At 68.0% G+C, this 19,745-nt stretch carries 11 protein-coding genes, 2 pseudogenes and 1 CRISPR repeat array; of the genes and pseudogenes, 4 read left to right on the forward strand and 9 right to left on the reverse strand.

Going from position 1 to position 19,745, the window contains the following annotated elements:
• Positions 1-294, forward strand: a 294-nt coding sequence (locus ACIQ8J_RS21870) for a transposase family protein (RefSeq protein WP_403607920.1), incomplete at its 5' end; no start/stop codon positions are given.
• Between the two features lie 304 nt (positions 295-598).
• Here ACIQ8J_RS21870 and ACIQ8J_RS21875 read toward each other — a convergent pair.
• Positions 599-1,447, reverse strand: a complete 849-nt coding sequence (locus ACIQ8J_RS21875; RefSeq protein ID WP_403273849.1) for a helix-turn-helix domain-containing protein — start codon at positions 1,445-1,447, stop codon at positions 599-601.
• A 431-nt stretch (positions 1,448-1,878) separates the two neighbouring features.
• A complete protein-coding gene (locus ACIQ8J_RS21880; protein ID WP_403273852.1) occupies positions 1,879-2,055 on the reverse strand; it encodes a hypothetical protein in 177 nt (58 codons plus the stop codon).
• A 535-nt stretch (positions 2,056-2,590) separates the two neighbouring features.
• Here ACIQ8J_RS21880 and ACIQ8J_RS21885 point away from each other — a divergent pair.
• Positions 2,591-2,856: pseudogene (locus ACIQ8J_RS21885) on the forward strand (transposase); the annotation flags it as partial.
• A gap of 254 nt (positions 2,857-3,110) precedes the next feature.
• On the opposite strand, the gene ACIQ8J_RS21890 reads toward ACIQ8J_RS21885, so the two are convergent.
• Both ACIQ8J_RS21890 and ACIQ8J_RS21895 read right to left on the reverse strand, forming a co-directional pair.
• Positions 3,111-3,857, reverse strand: a complete 747-nt coding sequence (locus ACIQ8J_RS21890) for a hypothetical protein (protein WP_403607922.1) — start codon at positions 3,855-3,857, stop codon at positions 3,111-3,113.
• Between the two features lie 23 nt (positions 3,858-3,880).
• Positions 3,881-4,291, reverse strand: coding sequence for a hypothetical protein (locus ACIQ8J_RS21895; RefSeq protein WP_403273857.1), 411 nt, complete (start codon positions 4,289-4,291; stop codon positions 3,881-3,883).
• Positions 4,292-4,610: 319 nt separating this feature from the next.
• On the opposite strand from ACIQ8J_RS21895, the gene aspS reads away from it, so the two are divergent.
• A complete protein-coding gene (aspS, locus tag ACIQ8J_RS21900) occupies positions 4,611-5,921 on the forward strand; it encodes an aspartate--tRNA(Asn) ligase (RefSeq protein WP_403273859.1) in 1,311 nt (436 codons plus the stop codon).
• A gap of 58 nt (positions 5,922-5,979) precedes the next feature.
• Here aspS and ACIQ8J_RS21905 read toward each other — a convergent pair whose 3' ends face one another.
• From ACIQ8J_RS21905 to ACIQ8J_RS21925, 5 genes and pseudogenes are all read right to left on the reverse strand, one after another.
• Positions 5,980-6,750, reverse strand: coding sequence for a hypothetical protein (locus ACIQ8J_RS21905; protein ID WP_403273861.1), 771 nt, complete (start codon positions 6,748-6,750; stop codon positions 5,980-5,982).
• Positions 6,751-6,785: 35 nt separating this feature from the next.
• Positions 6,786-7,691, reverse strand: coding sequence for a radical SAM protein (locus ACIQ8J_RS21910; RefSeq protein ID WP_403273864.1), 906 nt, complete (start codon positions 7,689-7,691; stop codon positions 6,786-6,788).
• Positions 7,688-8,989: a radical SAM protein gene (locus ACIQ8J_RS21915; RefSeq protein WP_403607924.1), complete on the reverse strand. Its 1,302-nt coding sequence runs from the start codon at positions 8,987-8,989 to the stop codon at positions 7,688-7,690. The genes ACIQ8J_RS21910 and ACIQ8J_RS21915 overlap by 4 nt, the downstream gene beginning before the upstream one ends.
• Positions 8,990-8,994: 5 nt before the next feature.
• On the reverse strand, positions 8,995-9,354 hold the full coding sequence (locus ACIQ8J_RS21920) for a hypothetical protein (RefSeq protein ID WP_403273870.1): 360 nt from the start codon (positions 9,352-9,354) through the stop codon (positions 8,995-8,997).
• Between the two features lie 1,873 nt (positions 9,355-11,227).
• Positions 11,228-12,090, reverse strand: a pseudogene (locus ACIQ8J_RS21925) (NADP-dependent oxidoreductase).
• 2,953 nt (positions 12,091-15,043) lie between these two features.
• A CRISPR array of direct repeats spans positions 15,044-16,111; the repeat unit is 29 nt; unit sequence CGGAACACCCCCGCACCGGCGGGGAAGAC.
• 866 nt (positions 16,112-16,977) lie between these two features.
• On the opposite strand from ACIQ8J_RS21925, the gene ACIQ8J_RS21930 reads away from it, so the two are divergent.
• Positions 16,978-19,707, forward strand: a complete 2,730-nt coding sequence (locus tag ACIQ8J_RS21930; protein WP_403273872.1) for a CRISPR-associated endonuclease Cas3'' — start codon at positions 16,978-16,980, stop codon at positions 19,705-19,707.
• Positions 19,708-19,745: the final 38 nt, after the last annotated feature.

Below are 19,745 nucleotides of genomic sequence, written 5' to 3' on the forward strand. Positions count from 1 at the left end.
CGCGCTCACGGCATCGTGCAGGCCTGTCTGACCCGGCAGATCCTCATCCTGGCCGACCGCGCCTACCAAGGCGCCGGCGCCACCGTCCGCACCCCCTACTACCACCACCGCATCCAGCCGCCGCAGTACCAGCGGTTCAACCGAGTACACGCCCGGCTCCGCGCTCCGGGCGAACGCGCCTTCGCCCGCCTGAAGTCCTGGCGCGTCCTGCGCCGGACCAGATGCTCCACCAACCGCGTTGGACAGATCGTCGCGGCCGTTCACACCCTCCTCACCTGCAGCTATTCAGGATGAAAGAGGTTCACTGAACAGCGTGGGAGGGCTCCGAGCCCGACTCGGAGCCCTCGGGTCGGAGCGCCCCCCCCGGTGGGCAGATTGCCCGTCTACCTGACTTTGCCAATGTTGCGGGTGTCGATGCATGCCCGTTGTTAGGGGTGCCAGTGGGTGACGGCGGGGATCGGGGCGAGCAGGCGCCGTGCCGTGTTGAGGGCGCCCAGAACGGGCGGGGTACGGACGGTTGCGGGGTCGGTGTCCGGGGCTCTGCCTGTGACGGGCGCCGTGGAGGTGAAGGTGGCGCTGAAGACTGCGAAGAGGTCGCTCAGGCGGCGGCCCGGTTGCTCTTGCACGGTCGGCTGGGGCGGGCAGCGGGGTGGGGTGTCGGCGCGGACTCGTCCGGGGCGGATTGATGGTGTCCGGACGCGGTCTCCCAGAGGGGGTGGAAATAGGTGGGCTCGCCGTCCAGGAGCTGGACGAGGTGGCGGACGCTGTCCCAGTCCGGCACCAAGGTGCCGTCCAGGACCTGGGCGATGTGTTCCTCGCTGAGGGTGCAGCCGTCCTTGAGGGAGATCTGCAGGGCGGTGGGCTGGCCCGCGAGCTGGAGCAGGTAGCTGAGTGCGGAGTGCAGGCTGTGCGGCTCCTTCTTCCGGTTCGTTGCGCGCACCGCGTCCGCCTCCTGCCACACCTGGCGCAGCGTGGCTGGGTCGGCGCCGCAGGCGCGCGCCAGGCGTACGGTCGTGGCCCAGCTGGGCTGGCGTTCGCCGGAGTAGATGCGGGAGAGGTAGCTGGGCGACAGCCTCGTCTCCCGTGAGAGGGCCCGGATCGAACGGCCGGAGGCACGCTGCAGGTTGGACAGGAGCGGCGCGAGCTCGTTCGCCCAGGCGACAGGGGCGGGCGGGGACAGGGCCGGGGGGAGCTGGGGGTGGGTCTCCGCGTTGTAGTCCCGGGCTGGGATGCGGCGGGCCCTGGGAGGAGGCGGAGGAGCTGGCTGGCGGGGGCGGGGCATGCGCTGGACGGAGCGTTCCACGGTGGCGTTGTCGTATTTGCGGCGCGCGGTGTCCTTGTTCATGTTCAGCACGCCGCCGATGTCGTTCCAGGAGGCGCCTCGTGTGCGGGCGCGGCCGACGAGGGCGGGCACCAACGCGTCCAGCCGGCGCTGGAGACCGATCACCAGACGCAGGGGCTGCTCCGGTGGGGCGCCGGGATAGTGGAGTGCGGCGACCAGTTCATCGAGGTCGTCGTGGGCGGATTCGGCATCTTCAGTGATTATCTCGTCAAGGTGGCTCGTATTGGCTGGTTCCCTGTGGCGTTTCTGGTCGCGGTGCCAGGCCTGGCGGCACCTGGTGCCACAGAAGCGTCCGGGCCTTCCGATGTTCTCCGGATAGAAGTTTTCACTGCACCATTCGCAGGTTTTGGCCGGTAATCTGTTCGATGTCATGCGGATTTGTCTCCTGACGGCGTTTGCGGCCCGGGCGACGTAACGGATTTCGTCGCCCGGGTTGCGTAACGAATAGCGGTGATCTTGTTCCGTTTCGTAGGGAACCAAAGGCCGCGGAGGGCACCGGGGGTCGCCGCCGCCGACGGCGACCCCCGGTGTGTCCGTCAGGTCTGGCTGGAACGTTTGGTTAGATACACCCCGACCACCCACAACCCTGCGGTAACAAGGGTGGCGCACACCTGGGTTGTGGTCGGCTGCCCGGCGAACAGCACGATCGGCGGCGCGGCGGCGAACTGTGCCGGCAGGGCGTTGCCCGGTGACGGAAGGGTGTTGCCCGTCACAGTCGAAGGCAGTAGCGCGCTGTTAGTGTCTGACTCGGTTCGGCGCTCCTGGCGTTTGAACCATCGGCGACCTGGGGAATTACCCATTGATCCTCCCGGGTTTGCTGATTTGCGAAGAGCGCGAGCCCGTGACCCGTCAGAAGAGAACGGGCTCGCGCTCCGTGAGCGTAGTGACACAGGCTGCCGAAAAGCTATTCGGGCATATACTCCCAAGGGCAACACATTTGCGGGCCGATCGGACACTTTCGTAGAGGCTCTGCAGGTAATTGATGCCCAGTTCACGAAAACCGCTTCGCGACGGTAAACGCCTCTGATATGAAGGCTCATTTGGGGTAGCAGCCGGGCGACGGGCCTCGTCGGCGGGACAACCCACGAGGTCAGCGGGACTCCTCCATTCCCATGCCATCGCAGGGTGCGGCCCCTGGCCGCGGTGCCGGCACCGCCGCTGAGGCACCCGAGGGGCGCCGGGCCTCCACCCGCAGGCGCGGGGCCAGTTGCGTCATCTCGTGACGTTACTGCCGACCTCGTCTACCGGTGGCGGGATCATCGGCAGGTGATCGACGGGATGTTGCACCGAGTGCGGACCGGGGTGCCGTGGCGGGATCTGCCGGAGCGGGCCGTGGAAGACCGTGCATGAACGCCGTGGTCGGCCGACGGCACGTGGGAGCTTCTGCTGCAGCAGGCTCAGGCCGCGGCCGATGCCGAGGGTGAGATCGACTGGGATATCCCGGTGGACTCCACCATCGTGCGGCTCACCAGCACGCGGCCGGTGCCCGGACCGATCCGCTGCCGACTCCGGCGTCAAAGGTGGCTGAGCCGACAGAACACCAGGGCGAGATGCCTGTGGCAGAGCCTCCTCGCCCGTTTGGTGGAGGTCTGGGGCAGGACCATTCTGTGGAACAGCAGGGCGAACCGTCGAACGCGGAGATTCTCGCTGCCTGGGAACTGCTCCGCTGATTTCGCTCCTGCCTGCCGGACTGACGTACGGGCGCTACCGGCCCGTCACACGGCGGCACCAAGTGCAACGATGTCTTGGGCTGGAATGTGACGGACCTTCAACAGGTGCCTATGGGCATGCTGGCGGTGGTTCGTTCTGCATCGTTGCCGTCGAGGTTTCGGGTGAACTGGTAGCACTGTGCGGCTGTTGCGGATACGTCGCGTTGGGCGCGGATGAGGATGGTGATGGTGACCGTCTGTCCGTGGCGCACGGTGTCCTTCACGACGTATGTGTCTTGTTGGTGGGCAGGGTCCAGTGCTTGGGTCACGTCGGCGCGAGTGAGTTGGGCGGCGGACATGTTCCTGATGCGTTCCTTCGCCAAGGTCGCTCGATGGTCGATCGTCTGGCCTGGGCGGCACAGTTGCTCGTCCTGTTCCGTCATGGTCGTCGTCCAGATCGCGCTGGTGCCTCGGGTGGAGGTGAAGGTGAAGCAGCGGTTCACTGTGACGGGGCCGCCGCCGGGCAGGAGCACTTCCTCGCTGTAGTCGGCGGACCGGGACGCGGTGGCGGTGAATGTGCGGCGGGACGCGTCGTAGGCGATCAACGGCGCGTGCGTGTGCTGCCAGATGATACCTGTCAGGGCGTCGGTGTCCGTGGTGCTGTTGGTGTTGAGAGCGTGGGTGGTGTCGGTTGTCGCGTCGCGGGCTTGGGCGAGTATTGAGGTGAGGGCGGCTTGCCTGCGCTGGTCGTTGACATGGCTGGTGTGCCAGGCCGAGTACCAGAAGTAGGCGAGCAGACCGGCCGGGATGATCAGCAGGATGAGGCCTCCGGTGGCCGCGCGGCGGGTGAACCGCCGTGCGGCCACGGGGCTGTTGGGCATGTGTGTCATCAGCCGCCCGTGTAGCCGATGTCGGCCAGTGTCTGGTCCATGACCTGAGCGTACTTCGATGTGCCCGAGTTCTTCGGGTGGAATGACTCAAGGCTGACGCAGATGCCGGACACGGGGATACAGGGAATCGGGTTGGCCGGATCCCCCTTGTGGTAGTCGCCGTCGCCGTTTGGGCCCGCGACGATGCCGTTGATGTACTCGTCGCTGTCACACAGGCCGTGGCCGTGGAAGGCCGGGATGGCGTCGGCGAACGCCACCTTGATGCCGGTCGTCTTCAACTCGTCGACCTTGGCCTTCTGCTTGTCGCGCATGTAGTCGGCCAGGTCGCAAGAGCTTCGTGCCTGGTGCAGGGACGCCATAACCGCTCGCGCGGACACCAGCGGGACGTCCTGGGACGTTCCGCTGGACACTGCCGTTCTTGATTGCCCCGCGGTAACGCACTCCGTATGCTGCTGAGCAACGCGTTGATGGAGACGAGTAGCCAGGGACCACGCGAGCCGAGAGAGCCGCCAGCAGCTGTGAAGGCGGCCTCGCACCCCGAGGCGAAGACCCTCCTGAGCGCGGGGAGGAACGGCCCCACCCAGTGGCCCAATGCCCCGCCGGCCGGCCTCCGTCACTGGGCCTGAATGAGGCCGCCACCTGGTGGCGGCGAAAGTGCGGTGGTACCGCGAGTTGCCCTTCTCGCCCGCACTCCCAAGGGATCATGACGACGTCCTTCGGAGGACCGAAATGATCCACAGCCGCGTACACATCTCTGACCTGCGAGAACACGTCGGCCATGCCGTTACCGTCTGCGGGTGGGTGAACACCCTCCGCTTGCAGCGCAAGATGCAGTTCGTCATCGTGCGGGACAGCACCGGCATGGTGCAGGTGACCCACCAGCGCGACGACGGGCCGCTGGAAGCCCAGCTCGAAGCCCTCACCACCGAATCCGCCGTCCGTATTACCGGTCGTGTCGTCGACGCCGCCCAGGTCAAGCTCGGCGGCTTGGAGATCGTCCCCGAGCAGGTGGAAGTCCTGAACCTGGCCGTCACGCCGCTGCCGATCGACGAGCACACTGGCCTGGAGCAACGACTGGACTGGCGGTTCCTGGACGTACGCCGCCGTCCCGCCACCCAGCTGATGTTCGCTGTGCAGACCACCCTGGAGCAGGGCATGCGCGAGTACGCGTATGCGCAGGGCGCCACGGAGATGCACACCCCCAAGCTCATGGGCACCGCCTCGGAGTCCGGGGCGGAGGTCTTCAAACTCGGCTACTTCGACCGCTCCGCCTACCTGGCGCAGTCGCCGCAGTTCTACAAGCAGATGGCGATCTCGGCCGGCATCGACAAGGTCTTCGAGATCGGTCCGGTCTTCCGTGCCGAGCCGTCGTTCACCTCCCGGCACGCCACCGAGTTCACAGGCGTCGACGTGGAGCTGGCCTGGATCGACAGTGTCGAGGACGTGATGGTCTTCGAAGAGCAGATGCTCGCGCACGCGATCGGCAAGGTCGCTGAAGCGCACGGCGGGGCGATCCGCGAGCACTTCGGTGTCGAGGTCACCGTCCCCACGACGCCGTTCCCTCGCACCACCATGGCTGAGGCGCACGAGATCCTGCGCAAGGGCGGCTGGGACCCGGAGGGCGTCAAGGAGGACCTGGACCCGGAGGGCGAGCGGAGCATCTCGGCTCACATCAAGGAGGCCACCGGGCACGAGTTCGTGTTCATCACGCACTACCCGGTGAGCATCCGGCCCTTCTACCACATGCGGCCCGTCGGCGACCCGGCCGTGACCTTGAGCTTCGACCTGTTGTGGAGAGGGCTGGAGGTCACCACCGGTGCACAGCGTGAGCACCGGTACGACGTGCTGCTGAAGCAGGCCGCCGAGAAGGGCATGAGTCCCGAGCCTCTGCAGGACTACCTCAACGCGTTCCGGTACGGGTGCCCGCCGCACGGCGGACTCGGCATGGGGCTCGGCCGGGTGCTGATGGTGATGCTCGGCCTGGACTCGATCCGCGAGGCCACCTTCCTCTTCCGCGGTCCGAACCGGCTCACCCCGTAACCGGCCGTTGGTTGCGTCCCACGACACGGGCGAGCACCTCGTGTCGTGGGACGCGGTCTCAGTAGCGGACATTGCGCAGGTCATGCGTCCACGCCTCGCCAGGGTTCTTGTCCCAGTAGGCCCGCAACGCCAACTCCCGCTCACTGAAGCGGCCCTGGTGGCACAGGCCGCCGTGGGAGAGGGTGACGCTCATGGCGAGCGGTGATTGGGTGGTGACCCAGTGCGGGGTCAGAGCGTGGCTCCACAGCTGGTCCCCGGGGCGCATGATGACGGACTGGCGGTCGGCCTCATCGTGCTCTGGCGGGACCTCGCCGGTGGTCTCGCCGATGACCGCCGCGTCGGCCGACAGGTGCTTGTCGGGGTCGAGGTAGCTGTGGAAGGTTTTGACGCCATCGACGTGCCAGACCAGGCCGTGTGAGTTGTCGTTGTGGTACGTCGATGAGGCGCCGCTGGTTGAGAGGAAAAGGATCGGTGCCAGGCGCTGCCAGGTGAAGCCCTGGACGGACAGGTGCGTGCGCCAGGGGATCATGACCTCCTCCTGGAAACCGTCCAAGAGGTCGTCGTAGAAGCGGCCGAGGTTGAAGTGCACCAGCCGGAACGGCCAGGTGACGATCTCCTCGATCGGCGCGGTGCGGAACGCGGCGGTGCGGTCCATGCGCACCTGCCAGTCGTCGTCCCCGAGGATCGTGAACCGGACCTCCTCGTCTCTACGGACGTGGTCGAGGACGTCGACGGCGGGCAGGAACGTGTAGTTGAACGGGATCTCCAGCGGGAAGTTGGGCGGCTGCTGCCACCGCTGGGTGAAGTCGTCGGGAGTCGTGATCTTCATTGAGGGGTCCATCGGATCGTTGGTGTCAGCTGCCTTCACACAGGGGCGGGGCAAGATGTGCTGCGGTCGTCGGACGGGGCAGCGGTGCGGCAGATGGCGGCGCAGTCCGGAGTCACCTGGTCCTGCGCGGCAGAGGTCAGGAACTGCCTGATTTCGGAGCGAGGAGCATGGGCGCTGACCGACGCACGGCCGTAGGGGCATCGCCTGATGCGACCGTCGGCGGAGACATACGCGGCAGCCGAGCGGCATGACCACCTCTCACCCCCGGCCCCGGGCAGTTGCAGGGCCCGCAGCTCGCCGAGGTAGGCCCGATAACGGTCGGACAGATTGAAGTACCGGTCCAGCAGATCAGCGTCGAGCTGCTGCTGTGCCAGGTAGTCCTGGACCGACTTGCCGTCGCGACTCAGGGTCCGTTCGTCGAGGACGACGGGGCTGAACTGGACCTCCACCCCTGCCGCAACCACAAGGTCGGCCAGGTCCTGGCACTCCCCGTCGGTCAGGCTCCAGCAGGTGACGTGCAGGATCCTCGTCTCGGTGCCGATGGCGCGCAGGGTGCTGATGCCCGAGGCCGCGGTGCGGGTGGTGCGCCCCAACAGCATGGCGCCCTGCGAGTCGGCGGAAACGGTCACGTTGGCCAGCAGGTGCGCGACCTGGGAGAGAGCGACGCTCTCGGCCGCGGTGCGGGCTGACGTCACCATCGACACCGACATGCCGAACTGATGGGCAAGCCGCACGAGTTGCCGGAGCTCCGGGTGATGGGTGGGTTCGCCACCGGTCAGGCACACCCCCGCCACGCCCGTCTCCTTCAGCCGCGACAGGGTGCGGATGTAGGTTGCGGTGTCGAGGAAGCCGTGGGCTCGGTCGGCGCGGAAGCAGAAGCCGCAGGCCACCTTGCAGTGCCCGGCCGTGGAGATCAGCGCCGTACGCGCGGGGGTGCTCATTGCACCCCCGTGTTGTCCCACACCGCGATTTCCACGGTGCTCGTGTAGAACGCGCACATCTCGGGGTCCGGAGTGACGCCGCCGATGAGGGCCTGTTCGTTGCGTGACGGCCCGCCGCAGATGGCGAGCGCCGGGCAGTTGCCGCACTCGGGTACCGGGGCGACCTTCTTCGCCACGCCGGCCAGGAGGCCGGGATCGGCGCGCAGTTTGTCGAGCGTGTGGAGGAACGACGGCTCGGTGAAGTTGATGTCGCACAGACTGACCCGATTGCCGGGCAGGAGGGCGGCGTTCAGGCTGCGGTCGCCCTGCATGTGGTCGAACAGCATCGGCCGGCGGGTGTCGAGTCCCTGGAAGGCGCGGTCCAGAACGGAGAACAGCATGCCGCCCCGCCCCAGGGCAGCCACGCGGGCCTCGTACAACTCCCCAGCTAAATCATTCCCGTTGACCATCCAACGGCCCGCAGTCGGGATGGGCGTATTGACATAGATGAACTTCAGCCCGAGGTCGTCAATGATCCACCGGACAGTCTCAGCGAGACGTCCGATGTTCGCGGCCGTCGGGGTGAGGTTGCAGCCCACGTGCAACCCCTCGGCCGCCACGAACCGGGCGACGTTGCGGCGGATCCGATCGTCGGCGGGCTGCCCACCGAGGAGAAGCCGGTTCGCGGAATTGATGCCCGGCGGGCCGTCGATGGAAATGCCGACCCCGTACTCGTAGGCGACGAAGTGCTCGAGGGCCTCGTCCGTCAGCCGGGCGCCGTTGGTGACGACCGTGCGCCGCACCCTGGCCACGCCGTAGCGGTCGGCGAACGTGTCGGCGAGCCGATCGCCGTACTGCATGAGGTCGAAGCGGATGGTCGGCTCGCCGCCGAACCACTGAATGGACACCTCGTCCTGCCCGGCGTTCTGCTGGAACAAGAACTCCAGCCCTTCCGAGAGTTCTTCCTTCGTCATGTCCGGCTTGCCACTGTTCGTGTCGACGAAGCAGTAGGTGCAGGCCATATTGCAGCGGTCGGTCACGACCACGCGCAGCCCGCTGATGCGACGCGGGGCGGCATCGAGGCCGAGGAGTCGAAGGCGGTCATGGAGTGCTTCGCGCCGGTCGGGGACAGGGCCGCCGGGGGTGAAGCCGAGCCCTGCGAGGGCTTCATGGGTCGCGGTCGGGGGGACCCCGGCGAGGTCATGGACCTCGCCGGAGCCGATGAACACACTGTCCAGTGCGACCGGGTCAAGGAGAACCGCTTCCCCGTCCCGCTCGTACTGGAAGTACTTCCCCCACAGCATCCGGGGGACGGCCATGGTGGTCAGGCCGCCGCTTCCTCTTCGGCGATCCCGAGTTCACCCATGACCGTGCGGACCTTCTCCTCGGCGGCCGCCTGGAGCTTCGCGGACGTGGCCGGAGAGCCGCCATCGGCGAGGACGATCACGCCGGGCAGCGACGGGTTCGGCGCGATGACCGTGATACCGGCCGGGTCGGCGCTGATGACCATCACCGCGTCCTTCAGCTCAACCCAGTCCGTCTGCTCCTTGAGTGCCTCGATGATGCGACCCTGCTTCTCCTGGAAGGAGGCACGCTCACCCATCCACACGCCCGCCTTGGACTTGGAGTCCACGACGTCCGCGTAGATCAAATGGTCCTTCTTCTCTCGCCTGGCTTGCGGCATGACGGATCCTCTCTCTGGATTGGATGCGCTGGAACAACCCCTTGCAGCTGCCCGAGCCCGACGGTTACGCCCCGCTCGGGGAGCTTGAGCTTGGCGGCAGCGGCCGGGACGCCATAACCGCCCGTGCGGACATCGGCGAGACGTCCCGGGACGTTCTCGCGACGCGACTTGGCCCGGCTCCCTGCGGCGCCAGTCTCCGTGTTCCGGATGTAGAGCGGAGTGGTGGGGCGTGGCGTCGTGGTGACATCTTGCTGGGTGAGGAGGTCCCATTCGAGGGCTCTGACACGTCGTCAAAGTCCGCCGGGGCGAGCGCCGACCCCCGCATCGCCTTGGAGGCCAGGGAGGACATCGGAACACCCCAGCGGTGGCGGGGAAGACGCCGAGGGAGCCAAGGCCCGCGCGGACGTCAACGGAACACCCCCGCGGTGGCGGGGAAGACTCGTCCCAGCGAAGCCGAAGGATCCGGCCGGACGGAACACCCCGCAGTGGCGGGGAAGACCGCCCGGACAAGCCGGTGCGGGCACAGACAGTCGGAACACCCCCGCGGTGGCGGGGAAGACCCCGCTTCCAGGTCCTCGACCCATCGCACCGACGGAACACCCCCGCGGTGGCGGGGAAGACCCGCACCACATCGAGCCGACAATGCGAGTGATCGGAACACCCCCGCGGTGGCGGGGAAGACCACAAGGGTGGCTTGCCACCGGGCGTCCGTGACGGAACACCCCCGCGGTGGCGGGGAAGACGGGCCCTCGTGCCCGGCCTGCGCCATCACCCTCGGAACACCCCCGCGGTGGCGGGGAAGACCGGATCGGCCGGGCCGAGGACGCGGTGCGCGGCGGAACACCCCCGCGGTGGCGGGGAAGACCGGTCACGCCGAGGCGGGCCGGGTCATCAAGGCGGAACACCCCCGCGGTGGCGGGGAAGACCGCTGGTACTCCAGGAGCAGCGGGTCGATGGACGGAACACCCCCGCGGTGGCGGGGAAGACCCGAAGAACGCGCACGGCGCGTACACCAGCTTCGGAACACCCCCCGCGGTGGCGGGGAAGACGCCGTACTGAGGGCCCACAGCTCGTCCTGCGTCGGAACACCCCCGCGGTAGCGGGGAAGACACTTCCTGACCTGCGTCTTAGCAGGGGCTTTGCCGTCCCTTTGTCGAGCTGGTCGTGATCTGTAGACAGGCCATGTAGGCACCGTACTAGTTGTCGGGTTGGGGCGTTGTCGGTGCTGACTGATTGGGTCGAGGGGGCGTGTCGCCTGGGTTGGTGACTTTGGTTGATTGGCTGGTCAGCCAGGAGGGCTACCCCAAGCGACGACAGCGTGCCCTGGGGCCTTCTCTGGAGCGATGCAGAGCAAGAAAGCGCCGCCCACTTCGAAGCTGGCCCCGGAGCCTTCCCCGAGTCGGAGGGGAGCAACTGGGACAGGGGCGCAGCGTTGTTGGAACACCCCCGCGTCGGCGGGAAGGGCAGGACGGTCTTCAACAGCTCGCACACCGTGCTCGGAACGCCCCCGCGCCGGCGGAGAGGACCTGATCAACCCAGCAGTGGTGCACGAGGCAGGCGGAACACCCCCGCGTCGGCGGGGAGGACGACAGCGATCCGCTCAGCTCACTGGCCCGGGGCGGAACACCCCTGCGATGGTGGGGAAGACGGAGCGCCCGGCGCATGCGGCGCCGAGCGGCCTCGGAACACCCCCGCACCGGCGGGGAAGACTCCCGCAGCAGTCATGCTGACCTGCCTCAACTCGGAACACTGTCAATGGCTAGTTGAGATTTCCTTGCTGGTGGCCACTTGGCAGGTAGTTATCTGGCCGTCGGCAGTGACACCGCGTTGGGTTCCAGGGTGGCTGCTCGCTGGTTACCCAGGACAGCCGGGACTATGGCCGCAGCACGATCTTGCCGTGGGTGTGCCGCTGTTCCAGCTCGTGGAACGCGTCTCGTACCCGTTCCAGGGGGTAGGTGTGGGCGATCGGCACCTCCAGTTCCCCGCGTGCGGCGAGCCGGGCGAGCTCGCCGAGCACGACCGCGCACGCCGCTGAGCCTTCACCGTGGGTTCGCGCACCGACCCTGGCCGCGGCCTGCCAATCGCGGATGGTGTTGATCCGCTCGGGCCGCACCCCCAATTCCACGGCCAGATTCACGTAGCCGTCACCGAACGTGTCGATGAACGCGTCGACGTTCCCGCCGGAAGCCTGCCGGATCCGATCGGCCACGCCGTCCCCGTACTCGACCGGGAGGACACCGCGTTCCTTCAACCAGGCGTGGTTCGGCTCGCTCGCCAGCCCGATCACCGTGGCGCCACGCCGCCGCGCGAGCTGCACGGCAAGCGACCCGACACCGCCCGCCGCACCGGACACGACCACCGTGTCGGCCGGTTGAGGGTCCACCGCGAACACGGTGGCATAGGCAGTCGTGCCAGATTCACGTCGTCGACCACGACGAACTCCGCATGGCTCGCCCTGTTATGAGTGAAGCCCAACACCTCATCGCCCACCGCGAAGCCGCGCACCTGCGAACCGACCCCCACCACGACGCCAGCCAGATCGCTGCCCTGCCCGGAAGGGGACGTCGCCGGCCAGCGTTCGTGCAACGCGCCCGTACGGATATTCACCTCGCCGGGCTGGATTCCGGCCGCCCGGACCTCGACCAGCACCTGGTCGGGGCCGGGCACCGGCCGCTCCACATCCTCCACCCGCAGCACATCGAGCCCGCCGTACTCGTGGAACCGCACAGCCTTCATCGCGTGATCACCGCACTTCGTCGTTCGGACAAAACCTTGGGCAGCCACGCGCCGGACGACGACGCCTTGACCGTGACACCGCGTTCAACGATCAGGAACGCAGGGGTCTTCCCAGAATCACCGCCGACAGCGATGAGGTTCGCACCACCGTCGGCCTCACTGACAACGCACCTGCGGCCTGCCCTGGACTGTGCAACCCGAGCACGCGAGACCTCGACGGAGAGTGAGGACATCGGTGGCCGTACGTGGGGGGGAGGAGGGGGGGAGTTCCCGAGGTCGCCGACAGAACACCCTCGCACCGGCGGGGAAGACGCTGACCTTCGTATCGAGCAGTACTTGAGCGGCGGAACACCCCCGCGTCGGCGGGGAGGACGAGGGAGGAACGGCGCCGGACAGCCGTGCGTACGGAACACCCCCGCACCAGCGGGGAAGACGCAAGGCGCAGGTTCCACGCCACCGTAAGAGTCGGAACACCCCCGCACTGGCGGGGAAGACAGGTCTAGGTCGCGCATGGCGCGGGCTAGCTGCGGAACACCCCCGCACTGGTGGGGAAGACCGCCGAGGAGGTCGAGCACCGGTCGGTTGCGTTGGAACACCCCCGCACCGGCGGGGAAGACGCGCCCAGCTCCTCAACGAACCGGGTTGATGCCGGAACACCCCCGCACCGGCGGGGAGAACAGGACTTCTTCCTTCTTGGGTCGGCCCCTGCGCGGAACACCCCCGCGTCGGCGGAGAGAACGACCCCATGAACGCCGAGGGGCTCGGTCTGTCCGGAACACCCCCGCGTCGGCGGGGAGAAATTCGGAGCCGTGATCTTCACGGGCTCGAAGTCCGGAACACCTCCGCGTCAGCGGGGAGAACCCGTGAGCGCCTGCCCGCAGTGTGGCACTGGACGGAACACCCCGCGTCGGTGGGGAGAACCGCACCCGGCCCCCGGGACTGACCACCGTGCTCGGAACACCCCCGCGTCGGCGGGGAGAACGGCGGCTACCGGCGGGGCGGGTACGGCGGAGGCGGAACACCCCCGCGTCGGCGGGGAGAACCACGCGGCGAGGAACGCCTGCAGGGCACGGGACGGATCACCCCCGCATCGGCGGGGAGCACGTCCTGGAGGCGGTCAGCGCGGGCCTTCTGAGCGGAACACCCCCGCGTCGGCGGGGAGAACGCCGTGCTCAAGGAGTCCGAGAAGAACGGCAACGGAACACCTCCGCGTCGGCGGGGAGAACCCCAAGACCACTCCGGGCGGCCTGGCCAAGAACGGAAAACCCCCGCGTCGGCGGGGAGAACCCTGCGCGCGCCTTCCGCGCTGTCCTATATGGCGGAATACCCTCGCGTCGGCGGGGACATCCCGCCCCCGTAGACCTTGCCGAACCCGGCGCCCGGAACATCCCCGCGTCGGCGGGGACAACGGGACATGCCCTTCCGCGCCGCCGTCCACCGTCGGAACACCCCCGCACCGGCGGGGAAGACCCGACGCCAGTGTGTTGCTCGACGGTCCAGTACGGAACACCCCCGCACCGGCGGGGAAGACAGGACGACGCGGGGAAGCGGTACCGGCGCCGACGGAACACCCCCGCGGTGGCGGGGAAGACGGCTCGGGCCAGACGGCGCTCCCGCCCTCGACCGGAACACCCCCGCGGTGGCGGGGAAGACGGCCATCTCGATTCGGTGGGCGCGGCGCAGGACGGAACACCCCCGCGTCGGCGGGAAGGACGCGAGCGGCGGATGCGTGGACACGATCGCCGGAGGAACACCCCCGCGTCGGCGGGAAGGACAACCTGATCAAGTCCGCCACGGGCGGCGGCACCGGAACACCCCCGCGGTGGCGGGGAAGACTCCGCCCGGGGCTTCGCGAGGAGCCCCTCCTCCGGAACACCCCCGCGGTAGCGGGGAAGACAAGAGCGCCACGATGACGACGCCCGCGTAGGTCGGAACACCCCCGCGGTGGCGGGGAAGACGACCACAAGACCCGCGTCAGCACCACCGACTACGGAACACCCCCGCGGTGGCGGGGAAGACACTTCCTGACCTGCGTCTTAGCAGGGGCTTTGCCGTCCCTTTGTCGAGCTGGTCGTGATCTGTAGACAGGCCATGTAGGCACCGTACTAGTTGTCGGGTTGGGGCGTTGTCGGTGCTGACTGATTGGGTCGAGGGGGCGTGCTGCCTGGGTTGGTGACTTTGGTTGATTGGCTGGTCAGCCAGGAGGGTTACCCCAAGCGACGACAGCGTGCCCTGGGGCCTTCTCTGGAGCGATGCAGAGCAAGAAGGGCGCCGCCCACTTCGAAGCTGGCCCCGGAGCCTTCCCCGAGTCGGAGGGGAGCAACTGGGACAGGGGCGCAGCGTTATTGTCGGCGACCGGAACACCCCCGCGTCGGCGGGAAAGGCGATTCACTGCGCCGGTTCGCCTCGGCCACCTTCGGAACACCCCGCGTCGACGGGGAGAACCAGAGCACGAAGCGAAGCTGCTCGGGGCTGAACGGAACACCCCCGCGGTAGCGGGGAGGACCCCCCTGGGCGTGGCCTTTTCCATCCCTCCGGTCGGAACACCAAGACTCCCAGTCGCCCGCGAATGCGATGCTCACCGGCGGAACACCCCGGCGGTAGCGGGGAAGACGACCAGACCCTCGGCAGCGAAGGCGCCGGCGCCGGAACCCCCCCGCGTCGGCGGAGAGGACATGCGCACCGCCATGCGGAAGATGCGCGGCGCCGGAACACCCTCGCGTCGGCGAAGAGGACGCTTCCCACGCGGCCCTCTGCTCGACCGCGCCCGGAACACTCCCGCATCGGCGGAACACGGACGAATGGTGCATGGGCAACGGCACGGTCCGCGTCGGAGCACCTTCTCGTCGGCGTAGAGGACTTGGGCGAGATCGGCCGCATCGACGACGTGATCGGAATACCCCCGCGTCGGCGGGAGGACATGGACACGACCGGGACACCGGCGAGGGCGACCGGAACACCCCTCACATCGGCGAGGAAGACGCGTTCGAGACCTGCAAGGCCGGCAGGGACAGCGGAACATCCCCGCACCGGCGGGGAAGACGTCGGCGCGGTCGCCCACGTCGTCGCAAAGGGCGGAACACCCCCGCACTGGCGGGGGAAGACGTCACGAACGACACGAAGGTGCCCACGGTGACCGGAACACCCCCGCACTGGCGGGGAAGACCTGACCTTGTTCCACACCCCCGTGAGGACGGTCGGAACACCCCCGCACCGGCGGGGAAGACAAGAACCGGGTCGCCATGGAAGCCCGCGAGGACGGAACACCCCCGCACCGGCGGGGAAGGCAGGACCGACACCTTCGCAGCCCTCCGCGACTGCGGAACACCCCCGCACCGGCGGGGAAGACGCCGGTGCCGGACCTGCCGAGACGGCGGCCGTTGGAACATCCCCGCACCGGCGGGGAAGACCTCCTGGACGTGGACGACCCCTCACGCGTGATCGGAACACCCCCGCGCCGGCGGGGAAGACGCGCCCAGCTCCTCAACGAACCGGGTTGATGCCGGAACACCCCCGCACCGGCGGGGAAGACGTGCCGTGGGCCGGTGAAAGCGCCGACAGTTTCGGAACACCATCGCGTCGGCGGGGAGGACACCCTCGGCTGGACAGCCGCCGCAACCGCCGCCGGAACCCCCCCCGCGTCGGCGGGGAGGACCGCGGGTACGAGACGACCTGGTCCTCGTACATCGGAACACCCCCGCGTCGGCAGGGAGGACCACGGGGCCCTGTACGGGCTTGCTCCGGCCGTCGGAACACCCCCGTGTCGGCGGGGAGGACTCCACCAGCACCTTTTGCGACAGCCGCAGCACCGGAACACCCCCGCACCGGCGGGGAAGACCGCTGGTCCGGTTGGGGTGCCCTGCCCGTCATCGGAACACCCCCGCACCGGCGGGGAAGACGAGGGGCCGAGGAGTCGTTCGAGCTGTCGGACCGGAACACCCCCGCACCGGCGGGGAGAACGATGCGGTGACCTGCGGGCACTTCCCCGCGTGCGGGACACCCCCGCGTCGGCGGGGAGAACACCCCGAGTTGTCACCGCGCGGCCCGTCACGTCGGAACACCCCCGGAGACCAGCCCCACCAGAGCGGGAAGATCACTGCGCCGTACGGCTCACCTCCGCCTGCGCGGAGACCACCCTCGAGGTCTCACACCAGTGCCTCGAAGCCGGGTGGTTCCTGCTTGCGCAGGGGCCACTCGGATTTTTGTCTCTGGCGTGTCGGGAGGTTGACTGGTTCCCGCTTGCGCGTGGGGGCCACGGTTTCGCTTTTCACGTTTCAAGGAACGGACGCAGAGGCAATGAGACCCGCCGTTCGTCGTTGACCACTGGCTCATACCCGCTCGCGCGGGCCTGGCTCCACGACGGAGAAAAATATGGATTCAGTACCCAGGCGTCGGTGGAGTACGGCTGTGCGGAGAGCGGCGAGCCTGCGGGGCATCGCCGTTATGCAAAGAGGTGACGGACCCCTGGGATCCGCCACCGTTGGCTCAGAAGAGCCAGCTGACGAGTTCGTTGATCAGGACACGGAGTACCGCGCTGACCACGACGCGGGAGACCTCGAGGAGGACCTCGCGTCGCTGGACGAACTTCTGCCGGAACCTGGACATTGTTTCTCCGTAGCGCCTACAGGGCCGAGGTTGCGCCACATCCCTCGAGAGGGTCGTGATTTCATCTCGGTGTGCCGTCGGCTGGAGAGCCAATGGGATTCCGCGCACCTCCCAGGGAGGCGTGCAGCAGTAAGTACTCTACGGGCAGACCTAGTTCGTGTACCTGCGGTTGACTGAATTCCCCTCCGCCGGTCCTCACGGGGGGCGCGGCAAGGCGACGAGATGTTGCAGGCCAGGATCGCGCTGTTGCGTTCTGCCGAGGAATCTGTGACAAGGAGAGCTATGCCGCTGGATGCCCGCCTTTGGGGCAAACATGCCGGACTGGGCAAGGACGCTCGTGGTGCAGACCACACGCATCCTTTGATCTGTCACCTGCTGGACACGGCGGCCGTCGCGGAGTTGGTCTGGGATGAACTGCTGACCGAGCACCAGCGGAGCATGGTGGTGGAGGCGCTGGAGGTTTCGCCTGGGCAGGCTCGTGTGCTCGCGGCATTCTGGGCGGGGCTGCATGACATCGGGAAGATCAGTGTGCCGTTCCAACTGCACCCGAACGGACCGAAGTACGCGGACAAGAAGCTACAAGCTCAGGAGCTGGGCGGTGAGCCGGGGTACGGGTTCGGTGCTGGTGCCGCACAGGACAGGCAGTCGCACGAAGCGGCGGCGCACTGGTGGCTGGCGGGGGCCTTGAGGGAGAGCGGCTATCCGGCCTCGAGGCGGCGTCCGCAGTCCAGGCTCAGCCATGCGGTGGCCCAGCTCCTCGGTGGACACGGTGGGCGTTTCCACCCGGTGGTCTACGACAAGGACTTGAGGTGCCCAGTTGCGCGTCACCCCGGTCTGGGTGCGGGCAGTTGGGAGGAGCAGCGCCGGATCCACTTCGAGGAGGTGCGCAGAGTGCTCGGCGCGGCCTCGGTTCCGCAGGGGCGGATGACGCCGGGGGCGGCTGTTGTCCTGACGGGCTTGGTGACCTTGTCGGACTGGCTGGCCAGTATCGAAGAGGAGATCCTGCCCCGGCTCCCGGACGAGGGATGGGCTGGAACTCCCGAGGATCTGGACTCCTACTGGCAGATCGCCCGCAGGGCGGCTCGCCGTCTGGTGGAGCAGGCGGACCTGCTCGGGACGGGTTTCGCCCGGCCGCCGGAGCCTGCGCAGGGCGTGGGGGAGACGGGTATTGGGGTGAGCATGGCGCGACAGATACCGGATCTGGTAGCCGAATATGGGCCGGGCCTGGTGGTGGTGACTGCTCCGCCGTCAGAGGACCGTACCGAAGCGGTCCTTCGCGCAGCGGCAGTCCTTGGGCACGCAGCGAACGCACGGGGCCTCTTCTATGCACTGCCGACCGGTTCAGCGGCCGACAGTCACATGGCGCAGGTGCACGCGTTCGCCGGGCAGGCGCTGACCGGGCCCTGGCGGTCGCTGCTGCTCCACAGCTCTTCCCGATTGAAGCCGGCGGAAGCGGTGGAGCAGTGGGCGCATGCCAACGTGACCGAGGGGGTCAGTGCGGAGCCTGGTGAGGAGTGGGCCCCGACAGCGAACAGCTGGCTCAACTCCCATCACCGCGCGCTTTTGGCTGCGCTCGGCACGGGGACGGTGGACGAGCTTCTGCAGGCTGTCATGCCGGTGAAGTTCAACGTCATGAGGCTCTTTGCTCTTTCCGGCAAGGTCGTCGTGGTGGATGAAGCCCATGCCCGTGGCGCCTGGGGGCAGAAGCTGATGCTCCGGTTCCTGGAGTGGGCCGCTGCGTTGCGGATTCCCGTTGTCCTGGCCGCGACGGCTGCGGACACGTCGGTGGATGCGATGCTGGCGGCCTACCGCCGGGGCGTAGGAGGCGGTCAGGAGCCGGTGACCCAGCCTCGCCAGTCGCCGGGGTGGTCGTTCGTGGATGCCCGGTCGGGAGGCGGGCACCTGCCTCAGCAACCTGCCGGGACCACGCGTGCCCGCACGCTCGGCATCAGAGTTGTTGACGGTTCGCCGTACGGGGAGACCCGGGCGGCTGTTGCACCGATGGTCGCAGCAGGCAACGGACGGGCCGTCGTTTACCGGTCGACGCCGGCGGAAGCCATCCGCACGTTTCATCAGCTCACACAGGATCTGCCCGGCCTTGATGTGACCCTGGTCCATGAACAGATGCGCAACAAGGACCGATGGAAGCGGCTTGCAGCCTGCCGGAACGCCTTCGCCCCCAGCGGTGGAGTCTCCGGGCCCTCTGTGCTGGTGACGACGCCGATGCTGGAGCATGTCCGGGGCCTGCACTTCGACCTCGTCATCTCTGGACCGGCACCGCTCGCGGACTTGCTGGCCCGCGCGGCGCAGAGCGTGAGTGATCGGCCGAGGCTGGTGGTGCTCCGTGCGGACAACGTGTCCGCACGGGAGGACGCCGCGCTGGTGCGGCGCACCGACCTGCTCCTGGGGGCCGGCAGGACCATTTCGCTGCCTGAAGAACTGCCCTTGCTGCTGGATGAGGTGTACGCCGACGAGCTCGTCGGCAGGTTGGGGGAGTCCGCGGCGCGTGAGCTCCAGGAGCTCGACAACCAGCGCGTGGTCCGGGAACGCAGAGCCGGCGGTACTGCGGGTTGGCTGGCGGTGCCTGGACCGCGGGAGCTCGACGGCGACCTTGGCTTGCTGAGCCGGGACCAACCCGGCCTGGAGCCCGAGCTGCTCTCCTTTGTGCTCGGTGAGGAGATGGTGCATGTGGTCTGCCTCTACCCCGGGCCCAACAAGCAGGGGCAGACGGTGTACCTGCTGGAGAACGGCGTCCTGGAGCAGAAACTTGAGCAACGCCGCCCTAAGGGGAGACCGAAGCCGGGCCAGCTGGTCCCCTATCTGATACCGGTGGCGAAGCGACTCGTCGAGGGTGTGGAGGGCGATGCCAACCCTGCCTGGCGCAGCATGGCCGCCCTCCAGAATGTTCTCCGACTGAACCTGAAGCAGGATGACGGCGAGTGGGTGTACGCCAGCCCGACGCACCGTTTCTGCATGAGTGAACTCGGCTTGAAAATTGATCGGTTGCCGTAACCGCCCACGCCGCCCGGGTACGTCCTTCTAACATGCGG

Origin of the sequence: Streptomyces sp. NPDC094147, assembly GCF_044764265.1 — a bacterium.
Taxonomy (GTDB): domain Bacteria; phylum Actinomycetota; class Actinomycetes; order Streptomycetales; family Streptomycetaceae; genus Streptomyces.